Annotated in this window: 19 protein-coding genes and 2 pseudogenes; 9 read left to right on the forward strand and 12 right to left on the reverse strand. The window is 63.6% G+C overall.

Annotated features, from left to right (window positions below):
- Positions 1-24: 24 nt before the first annotated feature.
- From FM104_RS13595 to FM104_RS13620, 6 genes are read right to left on the reverse strand one after another with little or no spacing between them, the layout of a single operon-like run.
- Positions 25-753, reverse strand: a complete 729-nt coding sequence (locus FM104_RS13595) for a Crp/Fnr family transcriptional regulator (protein ID WP_087132774.1) — start codon at positions 751-753, stop codon at positions 25-27.
- 48 nt (positions 754-801) lie between these two features.
- Positions 802-1,470 (reverse strand): class I SAM-dependent methyltransferase, encoded by a 669-nt coding sequence (locus tag FM104_RS13600; RefSeq protein WP_087132775.1) that lies wholly within the window; start codon positions 1,468-1,470, stop codon positions 802-804.
- Positions 1,467-2,372 carry an NADP-dependent oxidoreductase gene (locus FM104_RS13605; protein WP_087132776.1) on the reverse strand — a complete coding sequence of 302 codons (906 nt, stop codon included), beginning with the start codon at positions 2,370-2,372 and terminating at the stop codon, positions 1,467-1,469. The genes FM104_RS13600 and FM104_RS13605 overlap by 4 nt, the downstream gene beginning before the upstream one ends.
- Positions 2,373-2,407: 35 nt before the next feature.
- On the reverse strand, positions 2,408-2,839 hold the full coding sequence (locus FM104_RS13610; RefSeq protein WP_017791817.1) for a cupin domain-containing protein: 432 nt from the start codon (positions 2,837-2,839) through the stop codon (positions 2,408-2,410).
- A 15-nt stretch (positions 2,840-2,854) separates the two neighbouring features.
- Positions 2,855-4,894: a heavy metal translocating P-type ATPase gene (locus tag FM104_RS13615; protein WP_087132777.1), complete on the reverse strand. Its 2,040-nt coding sequence runs from the start codon at positions 4,892-4,894 to the stop codon at positions 2,855-2,857.
- A 51-nt stretch (positions 4,895-4,945) separates the two neighbouring features.
- A complete protein-coding gene (locus FM104_RS13620; protein ID WP_017791819.1) occupies positions 4,946-5,182 on the reverse strand; it encodes a heavy-metal-associated domain-containing protein in 237 nt (78 codons plus the stop codon).
- A gap of 239 nt (positions 5,183-5,421) precedes the next feature.
- Between FM104_RS13620 and FM104_RS13625 the strand changes: the two are divergent.
- From FM104_RS13625 to FM104_RS13645, 5 genes and pseudogenes are all read left to right on the forward strand, one after another.
- Positions 5,422-5,565, forward strand: a pseudogene (locus tag FM104_RS13625) (IS3 family transposase); the annotation flags it as partial.
- 93 nt (positions 5,566-5,658) lie between these two features.
- Positions 5,659-6,912 (forward strand): annotated as a pseudogene (locus tag FM104_RS13630) (IS3 family transposase).
- Positions 6,913-6,969: 57 nt separating this feature from the next.
- On the forward strand, positions 6,970-7,620 hold the full coding sequence (locus tag FM104_RS13635; protein ID WP_256971670.1) for a tyrosine-type recombinase/integrase: 651 nt from the start codon (positions 6,970-6,972) through the stop codon (positions 7,618-7,620).
- A 477-nt stretch (positions 7,621-8,097) separates the two neighbouring features.
- Entirely contained in the window at positions 8,098-9,663 is a 1,566-nt protein-coding gene (gene istA, locus FM104_RS13640; RefSeq protein WP_087132778.1) for an IS21 family transposase, read from the forward strand.
- Positions 9,660-10,406: an ATP-binding protein gene (locus FM104_RS13645; RefSeq protein WP_087132779.1), complete on the forward strand. Its 747-nt coding sequence runs from the start codon at positions 9,660-9,662 to the stop codon at positions 10,404-10,406. The genes istA and FM104_RS13645 overlap by 4 nt, the downstream gene beginning before the upstream one ends.
- 266 nt (positions 10,407-10,672) lie before the next feature.
- On the opposite strand, the gene FM104_RS13650 is transcribed toward FM104_RS13645, so the two are convergent.
- Both FM104_RS13650 and FM104_RS16335 read right to left on the reverse strand, forming a co-directional pair.
- Positions 10,673-11,659, reverse strand: coding sequence for a nucleotidyl transferase AbiEii/AbiGii toxin family protein (locus tag FM104_RS13650; protein WP_087132780.1), 987 nt, complete (start codon positions 11,657-11,659; stop codon positions 10,673-10,675).
- Entirely contained in the window at positions 11,656-11,907 is a 252-nt protein-coding gene (locus FM104_RS16335; protein WP_143738423.1) for a hypothetical protein, read from the reverse strand. Before FM104_RS16335 ends, FM104_RS13650 begins: the two co-directional genes overlap by 4 nt.
- A gap of 677 nt (positions 11,908-12,584) precedes the next feature.
- Between FM104_RS16335 and FM104_RS13660 the strand changes: the two genes are divergently transcribed.
- Positions 12,585-13,988: a glutamate decarboxylase gene (locus FM104_RS13660; protein WP_087132782.1), complete on the forward strand. Its 1,404-nt coding sequence runs from the start codon at positions 12,585-12,587 to the stop codon at positions 13,986-13,988.
- A gap of 192 nt (positions 13,989-14,180) precedes the next feature.
- On the forward strand, positions 14,181-15,599 hold the full coding sequence (locus FM104_RS13665; RefSeq protein ID WP_179206809.1) for an APC family permease: 1,419 nt from the start codon (positions 14,181-14,183) through the stop codon (positions 15,597-15,599).
- A gap of 448 nt (positions 15,600-16,047) precedes the next feature.
- Here FM104_RS13665 and FM104_RS13670 read toward each other — a convergent pair whose 3' ends face one another.
- A complete protein-coding gene (locus FM104_RS13670; RefSeq protein ID WP_036323377.1) occupies positions 16,048-17,280 on the reverse strand; it encodes an MFS transporter in 1,233 nt (410 codons plus the stop codon).
- Positions 17,277-17,933, reverse strand: a complete 657-nt coding sequence (locus tag FM104_RS13675) for a GntR family transcriptional regulator (RefSeq protein WP_058631431.1) — start codon at positions 17,931-17,933, stop codon at positions 17,277-17,279. Before FM104_RS13675 ends, FM104_RS13670 begins: the two co-directional genes overlap by 4 nt.
- 281 nt (positions 17,934-18,214) lie before the next feature.
- Here FM104_RS13675 and FM104_RS13680 point away from each other — a divergent pair, with 281 nt between their 5' ends.
- On the forward strand, positions 18,215-18,496 hold the full coding sequence (locus FM104_RS13680) for a hypothetical protein (RefSeq protein WP_256971671.1): 282 nt from the start codon (positions 18,215-18,217) through the stop codon (positions 18,494-18,496).
- A 390-nt stretch (positions 18,497-18,886) separates the two neighbouring features.
- On the opposite strand, the gene guaB is transcribed toward FM104_RS13680, so the two are convergent.
- Entirely contained in the window at positions 18,887-20,080 is a 1,194-nt protein-coding gene (gene guaB / locus FM104_RS13690) for an IMP dehydrogenase (RefSeq protein WP_087132785.1), read from the reverse strand.
- A gap of 38 nt (positions 20,081-20,118) precedes the next feature.
- A complete protein-coding gene (locus FM104_RS13695; protein ID WP_087132786.1) occupies positions 20,119-20,541 on the reverse strand; it encodes a MarR family transcriptional regulator in 423 nt (140 codons plus the stop codon).
- A gap of 518 nt (positions 20,542-21,059) precedes the next feature.
- On the opposite strand from FM104_RS13695, the gene FM104_RS13700 reads away from it, so the two are divergent.
- Positions 21,060-22,262 carry a cysteine desulfurase-like protein gene (locus tag FM104_RS13700; protein WP_087132787.1) on the forward strand — a complete coding sequence of 401 codons (1,203 nt, stop codon included), beginning with the start codon at positions 21,060-21,062 and terminating at the stop codon, positions 22,260-22,262.
- The last annotated feature ends 2 nt before the right edge of the window (positions 22,263-22,264 follow it).

Consider the following 22,264-nt stretch of genomic DNA (forward strand, 5'->3'; position numbering starts at 1 on the left):
GTCTGGGCTGGCACGGTGCTGTTCTCAGTCTCTCTTCGAGAGGGTTGAGAGTGCGGTGAGCGCGGTCACATCAGTGATCGTGATCCGCCCCTGTTCCTGTTGTGAGATCACCCCGGTGTCGGTGAGTTTGCGAAGTTGCCGACTGAGGGACTCTGGTGTCGTGGACAGGAGCGAAGCGATGTCCTTCTTTGCGAGCGGCAGCGTCACGTCGATGGCTCCTCGCGGCCCTGGCGTCGCAGGGAGCGAGAGCAGGTAATCGGCGAGACGAGAGCTCACGTTTCCCAAGATGACAGAAGCCAGCCGCGCCTCAGTATCATCCAAGCGCTGACTCACTCCTTGCAGCATGCGCAGCCCGATGCTCGGATGCTTCTCGACGAGACGCCCGAGATCGGCATGACGGAACACGCACAGTTCGGTATGCACGAGCGCTTCTGCTGCGTGATCGGGTCTCGTGCCGGTGAGAAACGCGGATTCTCCGATGAAGTCGCCCGGCCCGAGGACCCGGATCACCTGCTCGTGCCCAGCCGCACTTGTACGAGCGATCTTCACCTGACCGGTGTGCACCACCATCAACTGCGACATATCCGAGCCTGCTGTATACGCCTGCTCGACAGCGTCTAATCGGACGGTACGTGCAAATCCCGCAACTTCCACTTGCTGCGCATGTGTGAGCCCTTGAAACAGTGGTACACGGGCCACGCAGAGATCATTTGCTGGATCAGCATCCACATCGGTTGAAACAGCCAACGGCATCCTTCCCTTCCCTTCTAGTATGGCGACTCGTGGCACAACACCCGCGCTTCAGCTGAAGCCAGGGGTGGCGCGTGCAGTGATGTACGCGTGGGGCGTCCGCGGGTTCGAGCGCTGCCCGATCACCTCGAAACCGGCGTGGGTGAGGGCTTCGACCATTTTGTTCATCGGCCACCGGTATGCGGCGGCGATCGGATGGTCGAATGCCTCCCGCCGCGGCCCCGCGAAAAAGGACATCAGCAGCGATCCGCCGTCACCCAGCCGAGTGCGCAGTGTTGCGAGCGCGTGTAGGAGCTCTTCTGAGCTCATGTGAATGGTCGAATACCAGGCGAGGATCCCGCCCCAGCGGGTCTCGCAACGGGCGAGATCTTCGATGGAATCGTGATGGAACACAACCGCGGGATGTCTGGCTCGGGCAATCGTGATGAGGCGATCCGATGGCTCGAGCCCTTCCACCGCGTGTCCGAGGCGTGCGAGGTGACCGGTCCAACGCCCGGTACCCGCGCCGACATCAAGAATGGGGCCATCGACTGCCGCGGCCCACGGCTCGATGACCGCACGATCAGGGTCATCCGGTGAGATCTCGGCACCGAGAATGCCCTCGATATCAACCTCAGGCGACCCGTATACATCGGCCACCCGGTTTATTGAGGCCACAGGATCAGACGTCCGTGCTGCTGTGAATACGGCGTCCGTCGGTGCCTCAGGCCGCTGGGTCATGGTTCGATGATCACTTTGCCGGCAGTGTGCCCAGCCTCCACCATGGCGACGGCCTCCGCAGCCCGATCGAGACTGTACCGGTCCGTCACCTGCGGATCGACGAGACCGTACAGGGCGACGCCGGTGACCTTCTCGAGCCCTTCACGCGTGCGCACCACCGCTACGCCACCGAGTTGCTGCACGGTGGTCGGGTCTGCGGTACTGATGATGACGCTCGGGTCTTTGGCGACGACCGCGAGATCACGAAGCGCCTGCCCACCGACCAGGTCGATGAGCACATCAACACCCTCCGGCGCGATGGCACGCACCCGGTCAGCCGCACCCTCCCCGGAGGCAACGAACGTCGCACCGGTCGACTCCACCAGTTCCTGCTTCGCTGCACTGGCCACACCGATGACCGTGAACTTGTGCACATTGCCGATCTGCGCCGCCATCAGCCCGACCCCACCTCCGGCGCCAAGAATCAGCATCGTCTGACCAGGTTCCAGCTCGATCTGATGCGTCACGTCATACGCAGCCGCCCCTGCGACAGGCAGTGCTGCAGCGTCAGCAAAGGAAAGCTCTTCGGGCTTCTGGACGGTTTGTGCCGCATCCAACACCGTGTGCTTCGCGAACGTTCCCTGTCCTTTGGCCGCGAGGCCGAGCACCATGTCACCGACAGCGAAGTTCTCGACCTCTGCGCCTACGGCGGTGACGACACCGGAGGCCTCTCGGCCCATCGGTGCGGGAAGCGGCCAGTGGGAGCCCATCTGCCCCGCACGGATCTTCCAGTCAGCAGGGTTCACCCCGGCCGCTTTCACTTCGATCGCGAGCTCTCCAGGCCCAGGCGCCGGAGCCGGGCGTTCAACGAGTTCCTGCGTCTCGGGGCCGCCATAGGCGGCGAAGACCAGCGCTTTCGACATTATTGACTTCTCCTCATTCTCCAGGTGAGTGACACTTACGTGGTTGCCTGTGGCGGAGCGTCTTCACCCGAAGCCTCTGCCGCATCAGCGAGTTCCTTCGTGGCATACTCCGCGTCAATTGCGTGCTCCGGAGGTGAATAGACGGTGTAGAGCACCAAAGGCTCATCGCCAGTGTTGCGGAAGTTGTGGCGAGTACCGGCCGGGACAGCGCACAGGTCGCCAGCATCAACGGTGTGCGTCTCGCCGTCAAGGTCGGCCTCTCCGCTGCCCGACACAAAACTCAGCAACTGGTCGGTGGTGTCATGCACCTCGTCGCCGATCTCCCCGCCCACCGGAATCGTCATCGCAACGAGTTGGGAATGCTTTCCCGTCCAGAGCACCTGACGAAAATTCGTGTTTGCTTTCGCGACCTCGTCGATGATGAAGTGCGTCGCCTTCTCGCCGACGCTGAACTGGTTCTCACTCATGTGTGTGGTCCTTTCTTAAGATGGAAGTTCGGATGAACTCTGGGCCGTGGCTGGTTCGACCGGGCGGCCTGTTTCATGTGCGGCTCGGGCGCGTTCACTCCTCGACAACGCAGTGGCTCCTTGGGTGTTGCGCAGCAGGCGCATCGCGTTGAGGATTACGATGAGCACCGATCCCTCGTGCACGAGCATGCCGATAGCCATCGTGACACCCCCTGCGAAGACCCCGACGAGCAGCACGACAACGGTGATGAGCGCGATCCAGATGTTCTGGCGCATGACGTTCACGGTGCGTTTGGCGAGGCTGATTGCTTCGGGCAGTTTCAAGAGGTTGTCGCCCATCAGGGCAATGTCTGCCGTCTCCACGGCCACCGCTGAGCCCGCTGCACCCATGGCAACACCAATGTCGGCGGTCGCGAGGGCCGGGGCGTCGTTCACGCCGTCGCCCACCATCGCGACCGTGTGCCCCTCGCGCTGCAACCGCGCGACAGCGTCGAGCTTGTCCTCGGGTAGCAACGAAGCATGGATCTCATCGATACCGACCGCCTCACCGATGGCTTCGGCGACAAGGCGCGTATCTCCGGTGAGCATCACCACCTTCTGCACCCCGCTAGCGTGCAAGCGCCTGATCATCTCGGGGGCATCCTCGCGGATCGTATCTGCGACACCGATTACGCCAAGCACGCTCTCATCGACCGCGACAATCATGGGGGTCTTGCCTGCCGCTGCCAGTTTGTTCGCAGCCACAGCCGCCCCCGCGTCGTTCACGATCCCGTACTGTTCGAGCAGCGGCACGTTACCGATGAGTACCCGCTTGCCGTGAGCGTCGGCCACGATCCCCTTGCCCACGACCGGTGTGACCGATCCCGGAAGGCCCTCGGGGGCCACTCCTTCTTCTCGTGCGGTGTAGAGGATCGGGCGGGCAAGTGGGTGCTCGGACCCTGCTTCTGCGGCGGCTGCCCAGCGAAGCACCTCGCGCCGATCCGCTTCAGGATTGAGCACAACGATGTCGGTGAGTACCGGGCGGCCCTCGGTGAGAGTCCCCGTCTTATCGACTGCGACGGCCGAGATCTTGGCCGAGGTTTCGAGGTACTCGCCGCCCTTGATGAGAATCCCGTTGCGGGCCGAGCGGCCGATTCCCGCTACGATCGCCACGGGAATCGAGATGACGAGCGCGCCCGGGCAACCGATCACGAGCAACGTGAGGCCGAGCACTACGTCACCAGAGATGAGGCCCGCCGCAAGCGCGAGTACCATCACCGCGGGCGTGTACCACTTCGAGAATCGGTCGATGAATGCCTGCGTTTTCGCTTTCGCATCCTGCGCTTCTTCGACACGGTGAATGATGCGCGCGAGCGTCGTGTCGGCTCCGATGCCGGTCGCCACGACCTGTAGGAATCCGCCCCGCGAGATCGTGCCCGCAAACACGTGATCTGACTTCGTCTTTTCGACAGGGATCGACTCACCCGTGATCGATGCCTCGTCGATCGCTCCGGTGCCTGACACGACCTGCCCGTCGACGGGAACTTTCGCTCCGTTCTTTACGAGCACGATCTCGCCCATGCGCACCTGATGTGCGGCGATCTCGACCTGCTCACCGTCGCGCATCACGACTGCAACGTCGGGGGCCACCGAGACCAACTCAGCGAGCGCTGCACGGGTCTTGTTCATCGTGCCGGCTTCGAGTGCGTGACCGATCGCGAAGAGGAACGTCACGGCGGCAGCTTCCCAGAAGTTGCCGATGAGTGTCGCGCCGATCGCTGCAATCGATACGAGCAGGTCGATACTGATGAACTTTACGAGCAGTGCCCGGACGGCCTTCACGACGATTCCGTACCCCGCGACAATTGCTGCGGCGAGCATGAACGCGTTCGCAAGGGTAAACACATGACCAGAACCGTGGGCGTGTTCGCCAGCGTCGATCCACCATTGCGGACCGACCGTGACGTTCCAGCTGCCGCCGAAGAGCTTTTCGACGCCGAACGACACGAGAATGAGGAGGCCCGAGACAACGGGAATGAACCAGTTGCCATACCGCCACTTACGGAACGCGTTCACGAATGTGCCGCCTTTCGAATTGGTGAACTTAGTGCGTTAGGAGCCGTTTGGCTAGAACGCGGAGGCCTTCGACTTATAGCCGGCCTTATCGACAGCAGCAATGAGATCGTCGACGGAACTTCTTGTCTCATCGTGGTCGATCTCAACGCGACCCGAGGCGAAGTGCACCGTCACGTTCTCGACGCCATCGAGCTTTCCGACCTGCTTCTCGATCTTGGTCACGCACGACGGGCACGAGAAACCCTCGGCGCGCAGCAGAGTGTGGGTGGTGTCAGTAGCGTTCGCCATGATGAGTCCTTTCGCTTCACCCCGAAACGGGGATCGACCAGGAGGTTCCTGGCCTTCACGACCCAGACTATTGTGTTGACAGAGCCTCAGCCTTGACCTAGATCAAGTCGTGCTCGGAGCTCCTCTCTGTGGCTCACCAGCTACTTGGGCGCTGTGAGTCGCTTCTTGGTTGATCTGCTGGGCGCCATGAAGGTCTACAAGACCGAACTGATCCGTCAGCAAGGCCCTGGCGGACGGTCGAGCAGGTCGAGCTTGCGACCCTCGAATACGTGTGGTGGTGGAACCATGAGCGGCTCCACGGGGAACTCGATATGCGTACTCCGATCGAGGTCGAACAGGCGTACTACGCTGAAACCGAGACGCTTCTGTCACCGACCGGCTGACAGGGAAACCGGTCGGAACAAGAACCAGGCCAATTCAAAATGTGAGTCGCCCCGGTGTGTCCGGAGGCAGAATTCCTTGGAAGGATCTGTCTCATGGCACGTCCCAGCAAATACCCGCGCGAGCTTCGTGAGCGCGCTGTCCGTATGGTCGCCGAGGTGCGGTCCGAGTATCCGAGCGAGTACGCGGCGATCACCGCGGTCGCGGGCATGCTGGGGATCGGATCGCCCGAAACGATCCGCACCTGGATTCGCCGGGTCCAAGGTCGATGGCGGGCAGCGGCCCGGTGTCACGAGCGACGCGCAGGCAGAGATCAAGAAGCTGAAGCGCGAGAACGCTGAGTTGCGGCGTGCGAACGAGATATTGAAGGCGGCCTCGGCTTTCTTCGCGGCCGAACTCGACCGGCCACACCTGCGATAGTCGCCTTCATCGACGAGCACAAGGATCGCACCGATGGTGGGCTCCGGTGGGGTGTCGAGTCGATCTGTGCCGTGCTCACCCAGCACGGTTGCAAGGTCGCCCCATCGAGCTACTACGACGCCCGGAGCCGGGAGCCGTCGGCGCGGGAGGTGTCGGACGAGCGGTGGAAGCCGATCATCCTGGCCACGTGGCGCAAGCAACGGCGGCTGCTCGGCGCTCGAAAGCTCTGGTTGCGGTTGCGACGTGAGGGGCATGACATCGCCCGCTGCACGGTCGAGCGGCTCATGCGGGAGCTCGGGATCGCTGGTGTCGTCCGTGGGCGGCGCAAGAACCCGGTCGACGCGGATCCGAGGGAAAGCAGGCCGGCCGACCTCGTCGACCGGCACTTCGCCCGGTTCCGCACGAATCAGCTCTGGGTGGCCGACTTCACCTACGTGTGGACGTGGTCGGGGTGGGTGTACGTCGCGTTCGTGTTCGACGCGCACTCCCGTCGCATCCTCGGCTGGCGGGCCGCGACGAGCATGACGACCCCGTTGGTGCTGGACTGCCTCGAGATGGCGCTCTGGACTCGGCGGCGCGAAGGCGCCACCGGCTTCGCCGGACTCACGCATCACACCGATGCCGGGTCGGTCTACACATCGATTTCGTTCACCGACCGGCTCATCGACGAGGGCATCGACCCGTCCGTCGGGTCCGTCGGTGATGCGTACGATAACGCCCTCGCGGAGTCCCAGATCGGGCTCTACAAGTCCGAACTCATCCACCACGAAGGCCCGTGGCGCGACGTCGATCAGGTCGAGGTCGCGACCGCCGGCTGGGTGCAGTGGTTCAACACCGACCGAATCCACGGCTCGATCGACGACCTCACCCCGCTCGAGGCCGAGCAGTTCAGCTACGCTCTGACCGAACCCCTCGAACGAGCGGGCTGACACCAGAAACCAGCCCTCCGGACACGCCGGGGCGACTCAGATGACCAGTCACCGCGCGTGCACGCGCTCAAGGATCTCGCGGCCCTCACGACGTTGGCGGATCGGTGTGGGGAGGTGCATCAGAGCTATTCCGACTTCGTAATGCTCTGCGCCCTCCTCGCCGCCCGCGGCTCCGAGATCTCCGGCCTTCAAGTCGGCGACATCGACTGGGATCAACGGATCGTCACGATCCGCCGCCAAACCTACCCAGGAGCAGGCGGGCTCGTCACCAAGCAAACCAAGGGACGAGACATCCGGCACGTCCCCATCCTGCAAGCGCTCACCCCCGTGCTTGAGCGCCTCACCGCAGACCGTGAACCTGACGAACGACTACTAACCGGACCCCGCGGCAGCGTGCTCACTACCGCCTCCGTCAGGGATGCAACGAAATGGGATCAGCTCGTCACCGATCTTGAACTGACGAGCCTCACCCGGCACGGGCTTCGTCACACCGGGGCAACCTGGCTCGCCGACGCCGGCATCCCCCTCCACGTCCTCCAAGGCATCCTCGGCCACAAATCCATCGAGACCACCCGCGGCTACCTCCACCCCGACACCAGACACCTCACCGACGCCGCGGCCCGCGCAAACGCGTTCCTCAACGGGCAAGAAAACCCCACCCGCGAGGCTCCTATCAAGACGCGTCGCGCAGCGGCTCCCGGGCGATGAAAACGGACACAGATCGCAGTGAAAACGGGCTCCAGGTCCCGGCCAGGTCCCGGCTCGTCGCAACGTCCGCAGTTGAAGCATCTCGATGCACATCGGCTGCCACGGTGGGATGCTTCCGTAAACCACTCCGAAGGGGACTACGGAAACGACGAAGCCCAGGTGAGAAACATGCTCTCATCTGGGCTTTTCTGTCGGGATGACAGGATTTGAACCTGCGACCCCTTGACCCCCAGGTAGACGGTTCAGCCCAGATCCTTGATTTTCCGGGCTTTTCTGCCCCTCAGAAGGTCCCTTTTCACGTCATGGATTGCATGATTGAATATTCGCTTCTCTGAGCGCCATGGGTATCGCGGTTGAGCGCCGCTTGCTCGTCGATGCGATCGTGTGGTTGAGCGCCACTGATTATTCGGGTTCGGCGCCACTTTCCTAGGCTCCTTCTGCCGCGTGGCTGATCACGCGGCAGAAGGAGTAGTTCGGATGGTACGCAGGATCAAGGCGAAGCTGGTGCTCCGGCTTCGCGCGGAGGGGTTCTCGTCGCGGCAGATCGCGGCGCAGGGTATGTCTCGGCACTCGGTGGCGGCGGTGCTCGACGCCGCCGACCGGGAAGGGATCGGCTGGGACGAGGTCGCTGACCTCGAGGAGGCGGACGTGTATGCGCGGCTGTTCCCCGGGCGCGGTGAGCACGAGAGCGTTCACGCGCAGCCCGACTGGGATCGGGTGCATCGGGAGCTCGCTCGTGTCGGGGTGACATTGAAGTTGTTGCATGGCGAGTACGTCGACGCTTGCCGCGGCAAGGGCGAGACGGCGATGGGGTATGACCGGTTCTGCAAGACCTACCAGCGGCACGTGCTGGTGATCGGCGCGGCGTCGCGGGTCGGGCATAAGGCCGGGCAGACGGTCGAGGTCGACTGGTCCGGGAAGACGATGGTGCTGACCGACCCGGTCACCGGGCAGCAGGCGCGGGTCTACTTGTTCGTCGCGACACTGCCGTTCTCGAGGTACTCGTTCGTCGAGCCGACGCTCGATATGCGGCAGGACACCTGGCTGCGCGCGAACGCCGCGATGTTCGACTGGTTCGGCGGGTCCGTCCCCCGGATCGTCCCCGACAACCTGAAGACCGGAGTGATCAAGCACCCGGCGGAGGGTGAGGTGGTCCTCAACGACGCGTATCGGGAGCTCGCGGCGCACTACTCCGCTGCGGTGCTGCCGGGGCGGGTGAAGAAGCCGAAGGACAAGGCGAGCGTCGAGGGCACCGTCGGGAACGTCGCAACCTGGGTGATCGCGGCGCTTCGCGACCGGCGGTTCGCGAGCCTGCCGGAGCTGCGGGCAGCGGTCTTTGAGCGGGTCGCCGCTTACAACACCGAGCCGTTCCAGAAGCGCGCGGGATCCAGATTGAGCGTGTTCGAGGGTGAGGAGAAGCCGCTGCTGCGGCCGCTCCCGGCCGTCGCGTTCGAGATCTCCCGATGGCTCTACGGCCGCAAAGTCCAGCGGAACGGACACGTGGTGTTCGAGCGCAACTTCTACTCCGTCCCCTACGCGAACATCGGCCGGAACGTCGATCTCCGCGTCACCGACACGACATTGGAGGTGTTCGCCGGGAACCAGCGCCTCACCAGTCATCTCCTCGCCCCGACAGGGATGATCAACGAGTACCGCACCCACGACAGCGACCTGCCCGACGGTCCCCGCTACCGGCAATGGGATCCCGAACGGGTCCGGGAATGGGCGGCCAGGATCGGCGAGAACACCACCACGATCGTGAACCGTGTCTTCGAGTCGGTCCCCGTCGACGAGCAGGGCCTGGACGCCGCACTGGCAGTGCTCAGGCTCACCCGTCGCTACTCGAACGCGCGGGTCGAAGCCGCCGCCGGCATCGCCCTCGCATCGCGGGTCCGCTCACCTCGCTACGCGCATCTGCGATCGATCCTCGACAGCCGTCAGGACGACCCCGGCAGCGGTGACGCCTGGTCCGCACCCGGGACCCCGCCCGGGCCGGCAGGCTACGTCCGCGGCGCCGACTACTACGCGGGAGGTGCTCGATGAGCCGGCTCGACTCCGAGACGAAGCGGAAGCTGCGGGAGATGGGCGTGTCCTCGCTGGTCGACGCGTTCGAGGTTCAGGACGACACCCTCACGTTGGGGATGGTGTTCGAGGAACGGGTCAAGCTCGCCGTCGATGACGCCCACGCCACCTTCACCCACGCCAAGGTCGAAGGCCTCATCCGTCGGGCGGGGCTGCGTTACCCGAACGCGGACCTGCGCCGAGTGGACATGCTCGAGAGGCGGGGACTTGACCGGGGTGTGATCGCGCAGCTCGGGACCTGCCAGTTCATCACGAGGCAACAGAACGTCGTGTTCCAAGGCTTCACCGGCTCTGGGAAGTCCTACCTCGGGTCAGCGTTGGCGAAGCAGGCCTGTCAGCACCGATACCGGGCGCACTACATCCGCATGCCCGACCTCGAAGAGACCTGGGCAGCCGCCCGCGACAAGCCCGGCGGGAAGGAGAAGTGGCTCCGCAAGTACTCCACGTTCACCCTCCTCGTCATCGACGAATGGCTGCTCGACCAGCCTGATGACAGCGTCCGCGGCATGCTGCTCGAACTCCTCGAACGGCGCTACGACGCCACCTCGACAGTGTTCTGCACCCAGTACGCGAAGAAGGACTGGCACCAGCGCCTCGGCTCCGGAGTCCACGCCGACGCGATCATGGACCGCATCGTCCACAACACACTCTGGATCGAAACCGGCGAGGTGAACATGCGCGAACACACCGCCACGGCCAGCTGAACCAGCCCGGTGGGCGTCGCCCCGACGGGGCGGCGCTCACCGGCAATACTCCCTGGCACTGAAAGGGGATATCAAGCGGCGCTGGGGCTGAATATCCGGTGGTGCTCAGAGGTCCGAATACTCAGCATGATTTGCATGCGTCAGGTCCCGGCCAGGTCCCGGCTCTTGGTAGCCACCGGCAGATCCGTCAGGGGTTTATGTGGGGTTTATGGATGCATTGCCGAAGGCCTCCGTAGTGGGAAGGTACGTCCCGCCGTCACGAAGCTCTAGAGGAGTTCGTGCGCTGCATGGACGCTCGCGACAGCTTCGTCCAGGGAGACCAGGTCTCCGTAGATGAGTTGCTGCGCAGCGTTGAATCCGACCTCGATCGCTTCCTGGGAAGGATGATCTGAATCGAAGGCGGGGCTGGATGCGTATCCTTTCGCCGGTCGCGGCGTGGACGAGAAATCCGCGGCTCGGCTTTGCTGGTCGATGTCATCCACGAGACTCTGCTTGTAGTCCGCACCCATCGCTTCGAGCACCCCTGCCACCTGCGGGTTCCGAACAAGACGGTAGATGTCATAGAAGTGGCGACCGTGCTTCAAGAGGGCGGCCGTGTCGTCACGGCTTGCCGCATCGTGCACAGCGGCAAGTTTCTCGAAGAGGGTGCGTTCGGGAGCCAGCACGTTCACCTCGAAGACCGCGAACTCCTCCCACGCCGACTCATCCTCACCCAGCTCAGTGATCGCGTAATCAGCGATGAGGGATCGATACCGGTGCGGCGCAGACGGGTGGGTCCCGCCTCGACTACCGAGCTCGAGGAGTACGCCCTCCTTCGAAAACGGATCCTGGGCTGCAGTTGGATACGCGTAGGTCGCGTAGCGCTTGACGCCTTTCGTCGAGGAACCAACGGCTACCCGATCGTCCTCGAACGAAAGATGACTTCTGACGGCGCTATCGACCGCCTTCAGGATCTTGTGCCGCGCACTCAATGAGGCCTCGACGGGGAACTCCGCGAGCAGGTCGACGTCTTCCGAGAAGCGTTCCACGATGCCGAACACCCGGCTCAGGCTCGTCCCTCCCTTGAAAGTGAACGTCACCGGAGCGACTGACCCATCCGGAAGAGCGATCGCCTGTTCCGCGCTGGCAGCTCTCAGCACTTCGGTGACCCAGAAGTCCTTCTCGACATAGACCGCTGGCATCCCCAGAGCTTCGGCCGTGAGACCAACGAGGGCGTCGAGATCGTCCGAGTTGTCGCGAAGTCGCTCGCTCACCGGGCTACCAGATCGGCAGCGAGCTCGGCGAACCCCTCCCGCACAGCGGTGTTTCGTTCGCCAGCAACAGCAGCTCGGAGCGCGTCCTCTCGCACTACCTTCTTAGCAAGCGCGTCCCGGACTCGCTCAACCAGCGTGCCCCACCCCGCTTCTACATACAGGTCCGGGGCGCGCAGAAGCTCCAGGAGAGCGATCTCTTTCGCGTTGAGCTTCGTCCGCTCCTTGTTCCGCCGGGCATGCTGCGTCACACCTGCGATCGGATCTGTCGTCCAAAGCGTCGCCAAATGGAAAGACGAGGGAACTTGGGTCGTCACCCCCCACTCCCGAGCAGCAGAGTACCCAGCGGGACCAGTACCCTCTTCTCCGAGAACTTCCCGGGCGATGTCTTCCACGCGAGGACGCGTCATGCCGTACCTCGTCTTGGCACCCCGGTAGTACAGGCCCCGACGAACAGGAAGCAACTCGCCGTTCCGCGCAGCTCGCGACGCGGCCTGCCGCGCGGCGACGGCCGTGCCAGGCAAGTTGCTGACGCGCACGAAGGAACACTCAGGGACACTCCGGATCGCTGCCGCCGGTGACATCATGCTCATGTCACGAAAGCTTACCGGGAACGTGACATCAAGACAAGCCACGTCGAAGGATCTCGCGGCCCTCACGACGTTGGCGGATCGATGTGGGGAGGTGCATCAGAGCTACTCCGACTTCGTGATGCTATGTTTGCCGTAGGCGCACTTCTCGCTCTGTCCAGCTTCGGTATCGTCGCACTGAACCCGCGCCGACATCTGCGCTGACAAAACACCAACCGCACCATGCGGCGTCCCCTCCGGGAGATTGGCAGACCCAATCGTCTGCACGAATTGTCAGAACTACACTGGAATTGGGTGTTGGCAACCCCGCCTGCGCTGCACGGTGAAGGAGGAAAATAATGTCGAACACGCAACGCATCACGCGGCACGAGGATGGACTCGACCGGGTCGAGCTCAACCCGATCTTCTCCAGGCCGGGAGAGGCTACGATGCTGCCGAAGTTTCTCTTCCCCGAGGAGGAATCGCTGCAGGAAACCGCTTATCAGATCGTCCACGACGAGATGATGCTCGACGGGAATGCCCGACTCAATCTCGCGACTTTCGTCGGCACCTGGATGGACGATCACGCGTCTCGGCTTTATCTCGAAGCCGCCGATAAGAACATGATCGACAAGGACGAGTATCCGCAGACGGCAGCCATCGAGACGCGGTGTTGGCGTATGCTCGCCGATCTCTGGCACGCTCCGGACCCCGCCAATAGCATCGGGACATCCACGATCGGCTCGTCCGAAGCATGCATGCTAGGTGGCCTCGCCCTCAAGCGCCGCTGGCAGCATGCGCGCCGCAGTGCTGGAGAACCCACCGAGAAGCCGAACATCGTGCTCTCCAGCGCGGTGCAGGTGTGCTGGGAGAAATTCTGCAACTACTTCGAGGTCGAACCAAGGTATGTTCCCATCTCCGAGGAACATAAGGTTCTCGACGGTCACGGCCTCGAGAAGTATGTCGACGAGAACACTATCGGCGTTGTCGCGATCCTGGGCGTTACCTACACAGGGATGTACGAGCCCGTCGCGGCCATCGCCGCGGCGCTCGATCGCATCCAGGAGGCCACCGGAATCGACGTGCCCATCCACGTTGACGGCGCGTCTGGTGCCATGATCGCTCCCTTCTTGCAGCCGGATCTGGAATGGGACTTCCGCATCGAGCGCGTCGCCTCGATCAATACATCGGGACACAAGTACGGCCTCGTCTACCCGGGGCTCGGTTGGGTCGTTTGGCGGGACATCACCGCGCTCCCCGACGACCTGATCTTCCGCGTCAGCTATCTCGGCGGCAACATGCCGACATTCGCTCTGAACTTCTCCCGCCCCGGCGCGCAGGTCCTCCTGCAGTACTACCTATTCTTGCGACTGGGACGCACAGGTTTCCACGCCGTGCAGCAGTCGACCCAAGACGTTGCGCTGTACCTCTCGAGCGAGATCGCGAAGATTCCGGCCTTCGAGCTCTGGAACGACGGCTCGGACATCCCCGTATTCGCGTGGCGCCTGCGAGATGGTTACACACAGAACTGGAATCTGTACCACCTGTCGGAACGGCTCCGCATGAAGGGTTGGCTCGTGCCCGCGTACCCGATGCCGGTCGACCTCGTGGACATCACCGTCCAGCGCATCGTCGTCCGCAACGGGTTCAGCCACGACCTCGCCTTCTCGTTCCTCGCAGACCTCCGGGACGCAGTCGCCTACCTCGATGCCCTCGAAGGCCCGCTGCCCGCAGAAGGCCAACACTCCGGATTCCACCACTGACCCAGAGCACAAGGAAGGGACGAGCTGATGTCTCACCACGAGTCCGCAGGACCGGACGAGCGCGCGGACGGCACTCAGGCCCCTACGGCGGAGCACGTCAAACCTCATCCGTACGGCCGATCGGGTAACCGCCGCCCAAGAAACCACACAGGGCCGGCGATTGGCGCCCCCGCGGCAGGAGCGACGGCCTACATGTCGGTCGTGCAGCTGTCAATGCTCACGGTGGTAGTGGTGGCGTCGCTGCGATCCCTGCCCGCAATGGCCACCTATGGCCTGGGCTCCATCACGCTCTTCGTCATCCCCGCGATTCTGTTCCTCGTGCCGACCGCGCTCGTGGCAGCGGAGCTGGCGACGGGGTGGAAAGGCGGCATCTTCACCTGGGTGCGTGAGGCCTTCGGCGAACGCGCAGGGTTCGTCGCGATCTGGCTCCAGTGGATTCAGAACGTCGTGTGGTATCCCACGCAGATCGCCTTCATCGCGGCAAGCTTGTCGTTCGTCGTCGGAAAGCCCGATCTCGCACAGAGCGGGATCTACACCGCCATCGTCATCCTCGTCCTCTACTGGGGATCGACTCTCATCACTCTCGCCGGCGGCAACCTCTTCGCCAAAGTCGGCAGCTGGAGCGGGATCTTCGGCACGATCCTCCCCGCGGTTCTCCTGATCGCGCTCGGAGCGCTCTGGCTGGGCACGGGAGAACATTCCGAGACCTCACTGCAGCCTTCAGCGGTCATACCGCCCTGGACCGGGATCGCCGCGATCGTCCTCGTGGTCTCGAACGTTCTCGCCTATGCAGGCATGGAAGTCAATGCGGTGCACGCGAACGATCTGAAGAACCCGGGACGCGGCTTTCCCCGATCGATCGCCTTCGCCACGATCCTCATCCTGGGTGTGTTCATCCTCCCCACAATCGCGATCGCCGTGGCCGTGCCGCAAACCGACCTCGGGGTGACCAACGGCATCAACCTGGCCTTCCAGACCTTCTTCGACCACTGGGGCATCTCGTGGGGCACACCGGTGATCTCGCTGCTCGTCGCACTCGGTGCTTTCGCCTCGGTGGTGACGTGGATTGCCGGGCCCTCACGCGGTCTGCTCGCCGCCGCGCGGACGGGGCTGCTTCCGCCGTTGCTCCAGCGCCGGAACAAGGCAGGGGTGCAGGTGGGCATCCTCGCGGTGCAAGGAGTGATCGTGACGTTGCTCGCGCTGCTCTTCGTCCTCGTCCCCAATGGCAACACAGCGTTCGTCGCCCTGGTGGACATGGCAGCAGCGCTCTACCTCATCATGTACATGCTGATGTTCGCCGCCGCGATCCGGCTACGCCGGACGCAGCCGAGGGTTGTTCGTAGCTATCGGACGCCGGTGATGCCCCTGGTGGCGGGCTTGGGTTTCGTCTCCTGCGCCGCAGCCTTCATTCTCGCCTTTATCCGCCCTACCGGGTTCTCTGGGCTCTCCGATGTCACGTATCCCCTGGTCGTCGCGGTCATCGTGCTCCTGCTGGGCGGCCCTCCGCTGCTCTTTTACGCCATGCGACGCCCGGCCTGGGACCGTCGGAGCGCAGCGGAGAAATCGAGCTCCGACATCGTTCTCGTGAATCCGATACGTCACGAGGACTGAACTCCTACGGGCGCCGCATGATGACATAGCCCACTGCCGACGACGGACTCCGTGTCGCGGGAGACTGTCGACGACGATTCGGGCGAGTCCTCCATATCTTGGATGCAGCATGGCGATGTCCATCCGCATACTTCCTGAGGAAAAGCGACGCGCGCGATCTCAGTATCCTCAATGTCGCGAGGACACTCGCGATCGGACCGCTCATGGCTGCCATACTGATCGACCTGTCGCGATACGCGGTGAACCTGATCTTTCGCACGGCCGTGCGGAGGCGCGATCACAGGCGCCCGGGGCGCAGACGTCACCATGCCACTCCCGCTGCACCTCGACTGCATGGCGTCCTTGACGGCGACCGGCCCGCGGGGATCGCAAGCAGCTCGGAGCCTGGCGGCTGCCTCCGGAGCAACCGCGCTGCCAGTCCCATCGGACGGCGATGCCCGGCGACGCGCTACGGAAGGTGCCTGCGCCAGCTCAGAGCGACGATGCTGAAACTGATGAGCGCAAGAACCGCGCCGATGACGAACATGACCGTGTACGGGAGCCACGCACCCACTAGCGCAAGAACGGCCGGGATGAAGAATCCGATGTAGGTCAGCGAGTAGTACACGGCCGTGAGCCCCGCGAGATCGTCGGGGCCGGCGATACGCTGGATCTCGCGGAGACCACCAACGAGCAAGAGTCCATACGCAGCCCCGAGCGCGGCAGCGGCGACGACGACCCACGCCAACGAGTCGAGACCGACCGCGACGGCCGCCAGCACCATCCCCACGACGGTGACTGCGAGCGCCAAGCCGACACCGCGGGCCGAGCCGGGGTCATCGAAGCGGCCCGCAATCCGCTGCGCGCCGACGCCGCATCCTAGTGCGATCACACACAGGAGCCCGCTCATCGCGATCTCCAAGCCCGGAGCCTTCGACATCATCAGGCCAGGCAGTATCGCGTAGGCACTGGCCGCTGTGCCGAAGACCCAGGGCGCCATGGGCACGACGACGAAAAGGAAGCGACGATGCACAGCGGACGGAATCTTCAAGTCCTCGAGTAACGGCCGACCGTCATCACTTGTCCGCCTACTCTCCGGCACCCGCCACAGCAGCGAGAATGATGCGATGGCTAGCACGATGTGCACGAAGTATGGGCTCTGCTGCGGTGCGGGCCCGAATTGCGCGAGCGCCGCAGCAACCCCCGCGCCCAGGGCAAAGCCCGCTGTGAGGGCGAGCGCCGCGCGCCCTGCGCCGCTCCCTTCCCGGGCTCCGGTGTCGAACGGCGCCTGCGACAGCTCCTTCACCCAGGCAGTCCCCACCGCCATAACCAACCCCAGCGCCACACCCGAGAGAACTCGCCCGGCGAACAACACGGTCGGCGATGAAGCGCCCAGCGCGAGCAGAACGCTCCCAGCGACAGCGACGAGCGGAGCAGGAAGGAAGAACGGCCGGCGTCCGAATCGGTCGGAGAGAGGGCCTCCGAGGATCAGAGCGGGCACGATACCGAGAACGTACGCACCGAGCAGAACGTCGAGCACGAGAGGCGTCATCTCGTCCTCCTGTCGGTACATCACCAGCAGGGGGGTGAATTCGTTACCACCCCACGCGACCGCGAAGAGCGCCGCGCACACGGCCATCCAGGGGCGGATGCGGTGCCGAGGACCCGCATCCGGGATCGGGAGGGAGTCCGTGATACTCATGGCAACAGCTCCCGATGTGTACGCCGGATGTGAGATTCGAGCGCGATTCGGAATGCGTCGCTATGCGCACCATCGATCAGCCGCGCGAGCTCGGTGTGGTCGTCGAGGACCCCCTCGAGGCGGTCCGCGCGCTTCCACAGCGATCGCGCCGTCATCCGCCTCTGCCGATCGCTCAACGACGCGAAAAAGTCCGATAGCAGACGGTTTCCGCCGGCATCGACGACCGCAGCGTGAAAGTCCGCGTCCAGGACCGCGAAGCCGTGAAGGTCTTCCCGCGCAGCGGCATCACGCTGCCCCCCGAGGATCGTCTGCAGTCGCTCGACAAGTTCGGAACGCAGCCGGGCATCGCCCGAGACCCGGGAGACGGCATCCGACTCGAGGAGAACGCGCGCCCGCACGATCTCCTCGCGTTCGTGTGGCCTCACCTCAACGACGAACGCACCGCGCTTGGGGTACAAACGCAACCACCCCTCGCCCTGCAGTCGCAGGAACGCCTCACGCACCGGAGTGCGACTCATACCAAGCTCGTTGGCCACCATCCCCTCGCTGATCATGCTTCCCCCAAGTAACGCGCCATCCAAGATCTGGGCACGCAAATGGTGGTAGGCAACCTCGGACGCGGATGCATGGCTAGCGGCACCAGATTCGGTCACGCTTGCCCCCCCTTGTTTCTGAATACAACATAGATACTAGTCGCATACTCTACAAAAGACAACAAGAGAATGGCGGGGTGTTTTTACGGCGCGGCCTGAGCCGCGAAGCGCCACGCCGACACGATCACTTGAGACAAGCTTGCGGGCCGTTCCGCGCAGCATCCGGCCATCGTGCCGACAGTCGCCGTAGGCGGCGAGGATCGCCGGGCGCCGCAGGCCCCCTTCCTTCCTTAATCCGCCCGACGCTTTGAGCGTGCCTGTCATTCGCGTAGAGTGCACACATGAGCGAGACCCCCTCGTCGATGATTAGAGCCGAGATCGTCATCAACGGCGGTAGTGCGTTCTTGGCGCAAGGGCAGGATGTGCATGACCTGAAGCGAAACATTGAAGCCGCCGCTTCAAGCGGCGGCACTTTTGTCGACTTCATAGTTGAAGGCAACCGCTCAGTCAGTGCTCTCATCACTTCGACAAGCAGCGTCACAATCTCCATCACGACCGTGCTTTACGCTGCTCATGGCACAGGTGATGACAAAAGCCCCTTTGGGGGGTTCTACAACCTCTAAGTCCGCATCCTCGAGTAACCTCGCACAGGAACTAGCGCATGTCTGGTAAGTGCTTAATGTAGACGGTGACAGCGCGCAAGATGATGATGACACGCCATCCGCCGCAGCCGTGAGTCTCGCGAAGCACCTTCTCCCTCGTGCCGTCGTCCGGTGCCATCCGGTGCTGCCACGTCCACGCCGTCCGCCACGGCCCGCTCGTCTCAGGCGGATCCACCGCCATGTCAGGCACGCTCCTCACGGCAGGATGGGGCGGGCCCTAGTTCGCGTTCCAGCGCCTACTCCTCGAAGTGGGGCAGCCGCATCTTGGCGCCACACGAAGTGGCGCCGAGCTTCGCCCCGGCTATGTCGACCGACGGTCTCTCGCTCAGCGAAGGCCGTCCTGCACAGACGCTAAACGCGATAGTTGGGTGCTTCAGTGGCGGCTTCAAGATGATGCGGATGCGATTCTTTGAGTCCCGCAGCGGTGATCCGTACGAATCGCGCTCGAGATTTGAGCTCAGGGACGTTGTGCGCGCCGACATAGAACATCGACTGTCGAAGCCCTCCGACGAGCTGGTGAAGGACATCACGAAGCGCTCCGCTATACGGTGTACGTCCCTCGATGCCCTCGGGGATTAGCTTGTCGTCCGATCCAACATCAGCTTGGAAGTAGCGGTCCTTCGAGTACGAAGTTCGTGCACCACGGGTCTGCAATGCACCGAGCGACCCCATGCCGCGATAGGTCTTATACATCCGGCCGTCCACCAACAAGCGCTCGCCCGGACTCTCGTCCGTTCCGGCCAGGAGTGAACCGAGCATCATGGTGTCGGCACCTGCAACGAGAGCTTTCGCGATATCGCCCGAGTACTGCAGACCCCCATCGGCGATGATGGGGACTCCGGTCTGCCGCGCGGCCATGAAAGCCTCGTACACTGCGGTGATCTGCGGAACGCCGACACCCGCGACGACGCGCGTCGTACAGATGGATCCGGGGCCAACACCGACCTTGACGGCATCGACCCCTGACTCTACAAGCGCTCTGGCCCCCTCGCGAGTCGCGGCTTGCCCCCCGATCACGTCGACGCCGTCAAAGGCAGGATCACGTTTGATCCTTCGGACCATGTCGAGAACACCCTGGCTCTGCCCGTTAGCGGTGTCGACGACAATGACATCCACACCAGCCTCAAGAAGCTCGCCGGCCCGCGCCCAGCCATCGCCGAAAAACCCGATGGCTGCGCCGACGCGCAGGCGTCCGGCATCGTCCGTGGTCTCTCGGATGTCGTCGCTTCCCTCCACAGAACTTGGTTCCGCCTGCTTAACTTGGTCGACCATCAACGCCTGGTCGGAGATCGATAGATTTCGATGCAGAACTCCGAGCCCGCCGAGCCTGGCCATCGCGATGGCCATCGTGGCCTCCGTAACCGTGTCCATCGCTGCCGAGAGCAGTGGGACACTGAGCGACACCCGCCTGGTCAGTCTGGATCGAGTGTCGACCTCACTGGGAATCACATCCGTGTAGCCAGGGAGGAGCATCACGTCGTCATAGGTGAGCCCGAGCGAACCAAAGGGATCGTGGTCAACCGAAGCATTGATCTCTCGGCGCATGATGTGTCCATTTCTTCGCAGGGGGCCAGACGCGTCTGCTATCTGGAGGTCACGATCTGCAAGAGGAGGCGGTGTAGCGTCTCCCGCTCTTGCATGGACAGAGAAAACAGCAGCTCGTCCTCGATGCTGGCCAACCGAGCGAAGGTGCTGTCGAGCACGAGAGCACCTCCGGATGTGAGCTCGACGATGTGACGTCGCCGGTCCGTATGGTCTCGGCGTCGGAGTACGAGGCCGAGCTCCTCCAGCTCGTTGAGAAGTCCCACGACATTGCTGGCATCCAACCCGAACACGTGCGTGATGTCCTGTTGCGCCAAGTCTCCGCGCTCCTTCAGGAGCGTGAGCACAAGAAGCTGTCTGTGGGTAATGTCGCCGGGTTGCGCCGATGCATCCAAGGCTCGCCAGCCTGCTCGCGCCAGATAGCTAACGAGGGGAAGTGTGCGACCGCTTCTCGACCATGCCATATCATGAGCCTACCGCTAATAGTTTGTTATTCACAAATGCTTTGCGGTACCAGCAGCGAGAATCGAGGTCTTGCACCCTGTAGATCTTCGCGGCTCACCCGACAAGGGCGTGGAGTGCGGGTCGAAGCCGGGGAATTGAAGCACACGGCGATAGCACCGCACGACTATGGCTGTGAGCAGTAATCAAGAAATCGATTTCATAATGAAAAAGAGCGTGCTAGCATCACGCTTATAGAGCCTCGCGCTCTCCCGAACTTTCGATGGAGACGACGTATGTACGGTGCGCACGGTGAGAAGCGCCAGCGCCGCAACGGCCGCATCGGCGGATCATCGCTGCGCTCGGCGGGGCTGTAGCCCAGGGACCTTTCGCCCGACGCGATTTGGCCCAGTCGTCGCCGATACTCGGTGCACCGTCGCCGTACCATCCATCCTGTTCTGAGGTGGCGCTTTCTCGACCGGCTGTCGAGCGCCTGGCTATACCCGCGCCATCTCGTAATTCTCTATCCGGAGCGCGATTAATGACCTCTTCCTACCCTCTTTCCCGTGTGCGCCAGCAGTTCCCCGCCCTGCGCACGGGAAGCGCCCTATTCGATGCGCCCGGTGGTACACAGACCCCGACCCGCGTCGCCGACGCCATCCGCGACGCGATGGTGAGTCCCGTTTCCCAGCGGGGCCGAAACAACTACAGCGAGCAGAACGCAGACCGCATCGTGCGCGGCGCCCGTGCCGCGATCGGCGACCTCCTGAACGTCGATCCGCGTGCCGTGTTCTTCGGCCGCAGCGCGACGCAGATCACCTTCGACATGGCCAGAGCCGTCGCCCGCAGCCTCGGCCCCGACGACGAGATCGTCGCGAGCCGCCTCGACCATGACGCGAACGTGCGACCGTGGGTGCTCGCCGCTGAGCTGTCTGGCGCGACCCTGCGTTGGATCGACTTCGACCGCGAGACCGGCGACCTGACAGTCGACGATGTGCGTCGCGTGCTCAGCGACCGCACGCGATTCGTCGCCGTGACCGCGGCGTCCAACCTGTACGGCACGGCGCCGGACATCGCGGCGATCGCGGCAGCCGTACACGCGGTCGGAGCAGAGATCTACGTCGACGCCGTCGCCTACACGGCCCACGAGCTCGTCGATGCCACCGCCCTCGGAGCCGACTACATCGTGTGCTCGCCGTACAAGTTCTGCGGTCCTCACATCGGCGTGCTGGGATCCAACGTCGAGAAGCTGGAGGCGCTCGTCCCCGACAAGCTCCGCCCGTCGACCATGCAGGTCCCCGAGCGATTCGAGCTAGGCACGCTGCCCTATGAATTCCTGGCCGGCGTGACAGAGACGGTAGAGTTCCTGGCTGACATCATCCCCGGTGACGGCACGCGCCGCGAGCGGCTGGAGCGCTCCTACGCGGCGGTCGCGCAACACGAGCATGCGCTCTTCAAGCGGCTCGTCGACGGCCTCGCCGAGATCGACGGCGTTGAGCGCGTCGGTGCGCCGCGCACGCATGTGCCGACCGTCCTGTTCCGTATCGACGGCCGCACCACAGCCGAGGCCTGCGCGGCACTCGGGCGAGCGGACGTCGCCGTGATGGGCGGCAGCTTCTATGCGATCGAGGCCGAGGACTGGGCAGATCTGCGCGACGGCGCGGTACGCGCGGGCATCGCCCCGTACACCTCGGTCGAAGATGTCGATCGCCTTCTCCATGCGGTGCGTGCACTCACCCTCTGAAC

Source organism: Microbacterium esteraromaticum (assembly GCF_900163815.1).
In the GTDB taxonomy this organism is placed as follows: Bacteria; Actinomycetota; Actinomycetes; order Actinomycetales; family Microbacteriaceae; genus Microbacterium; species Microbacterium esteraromaticum_B.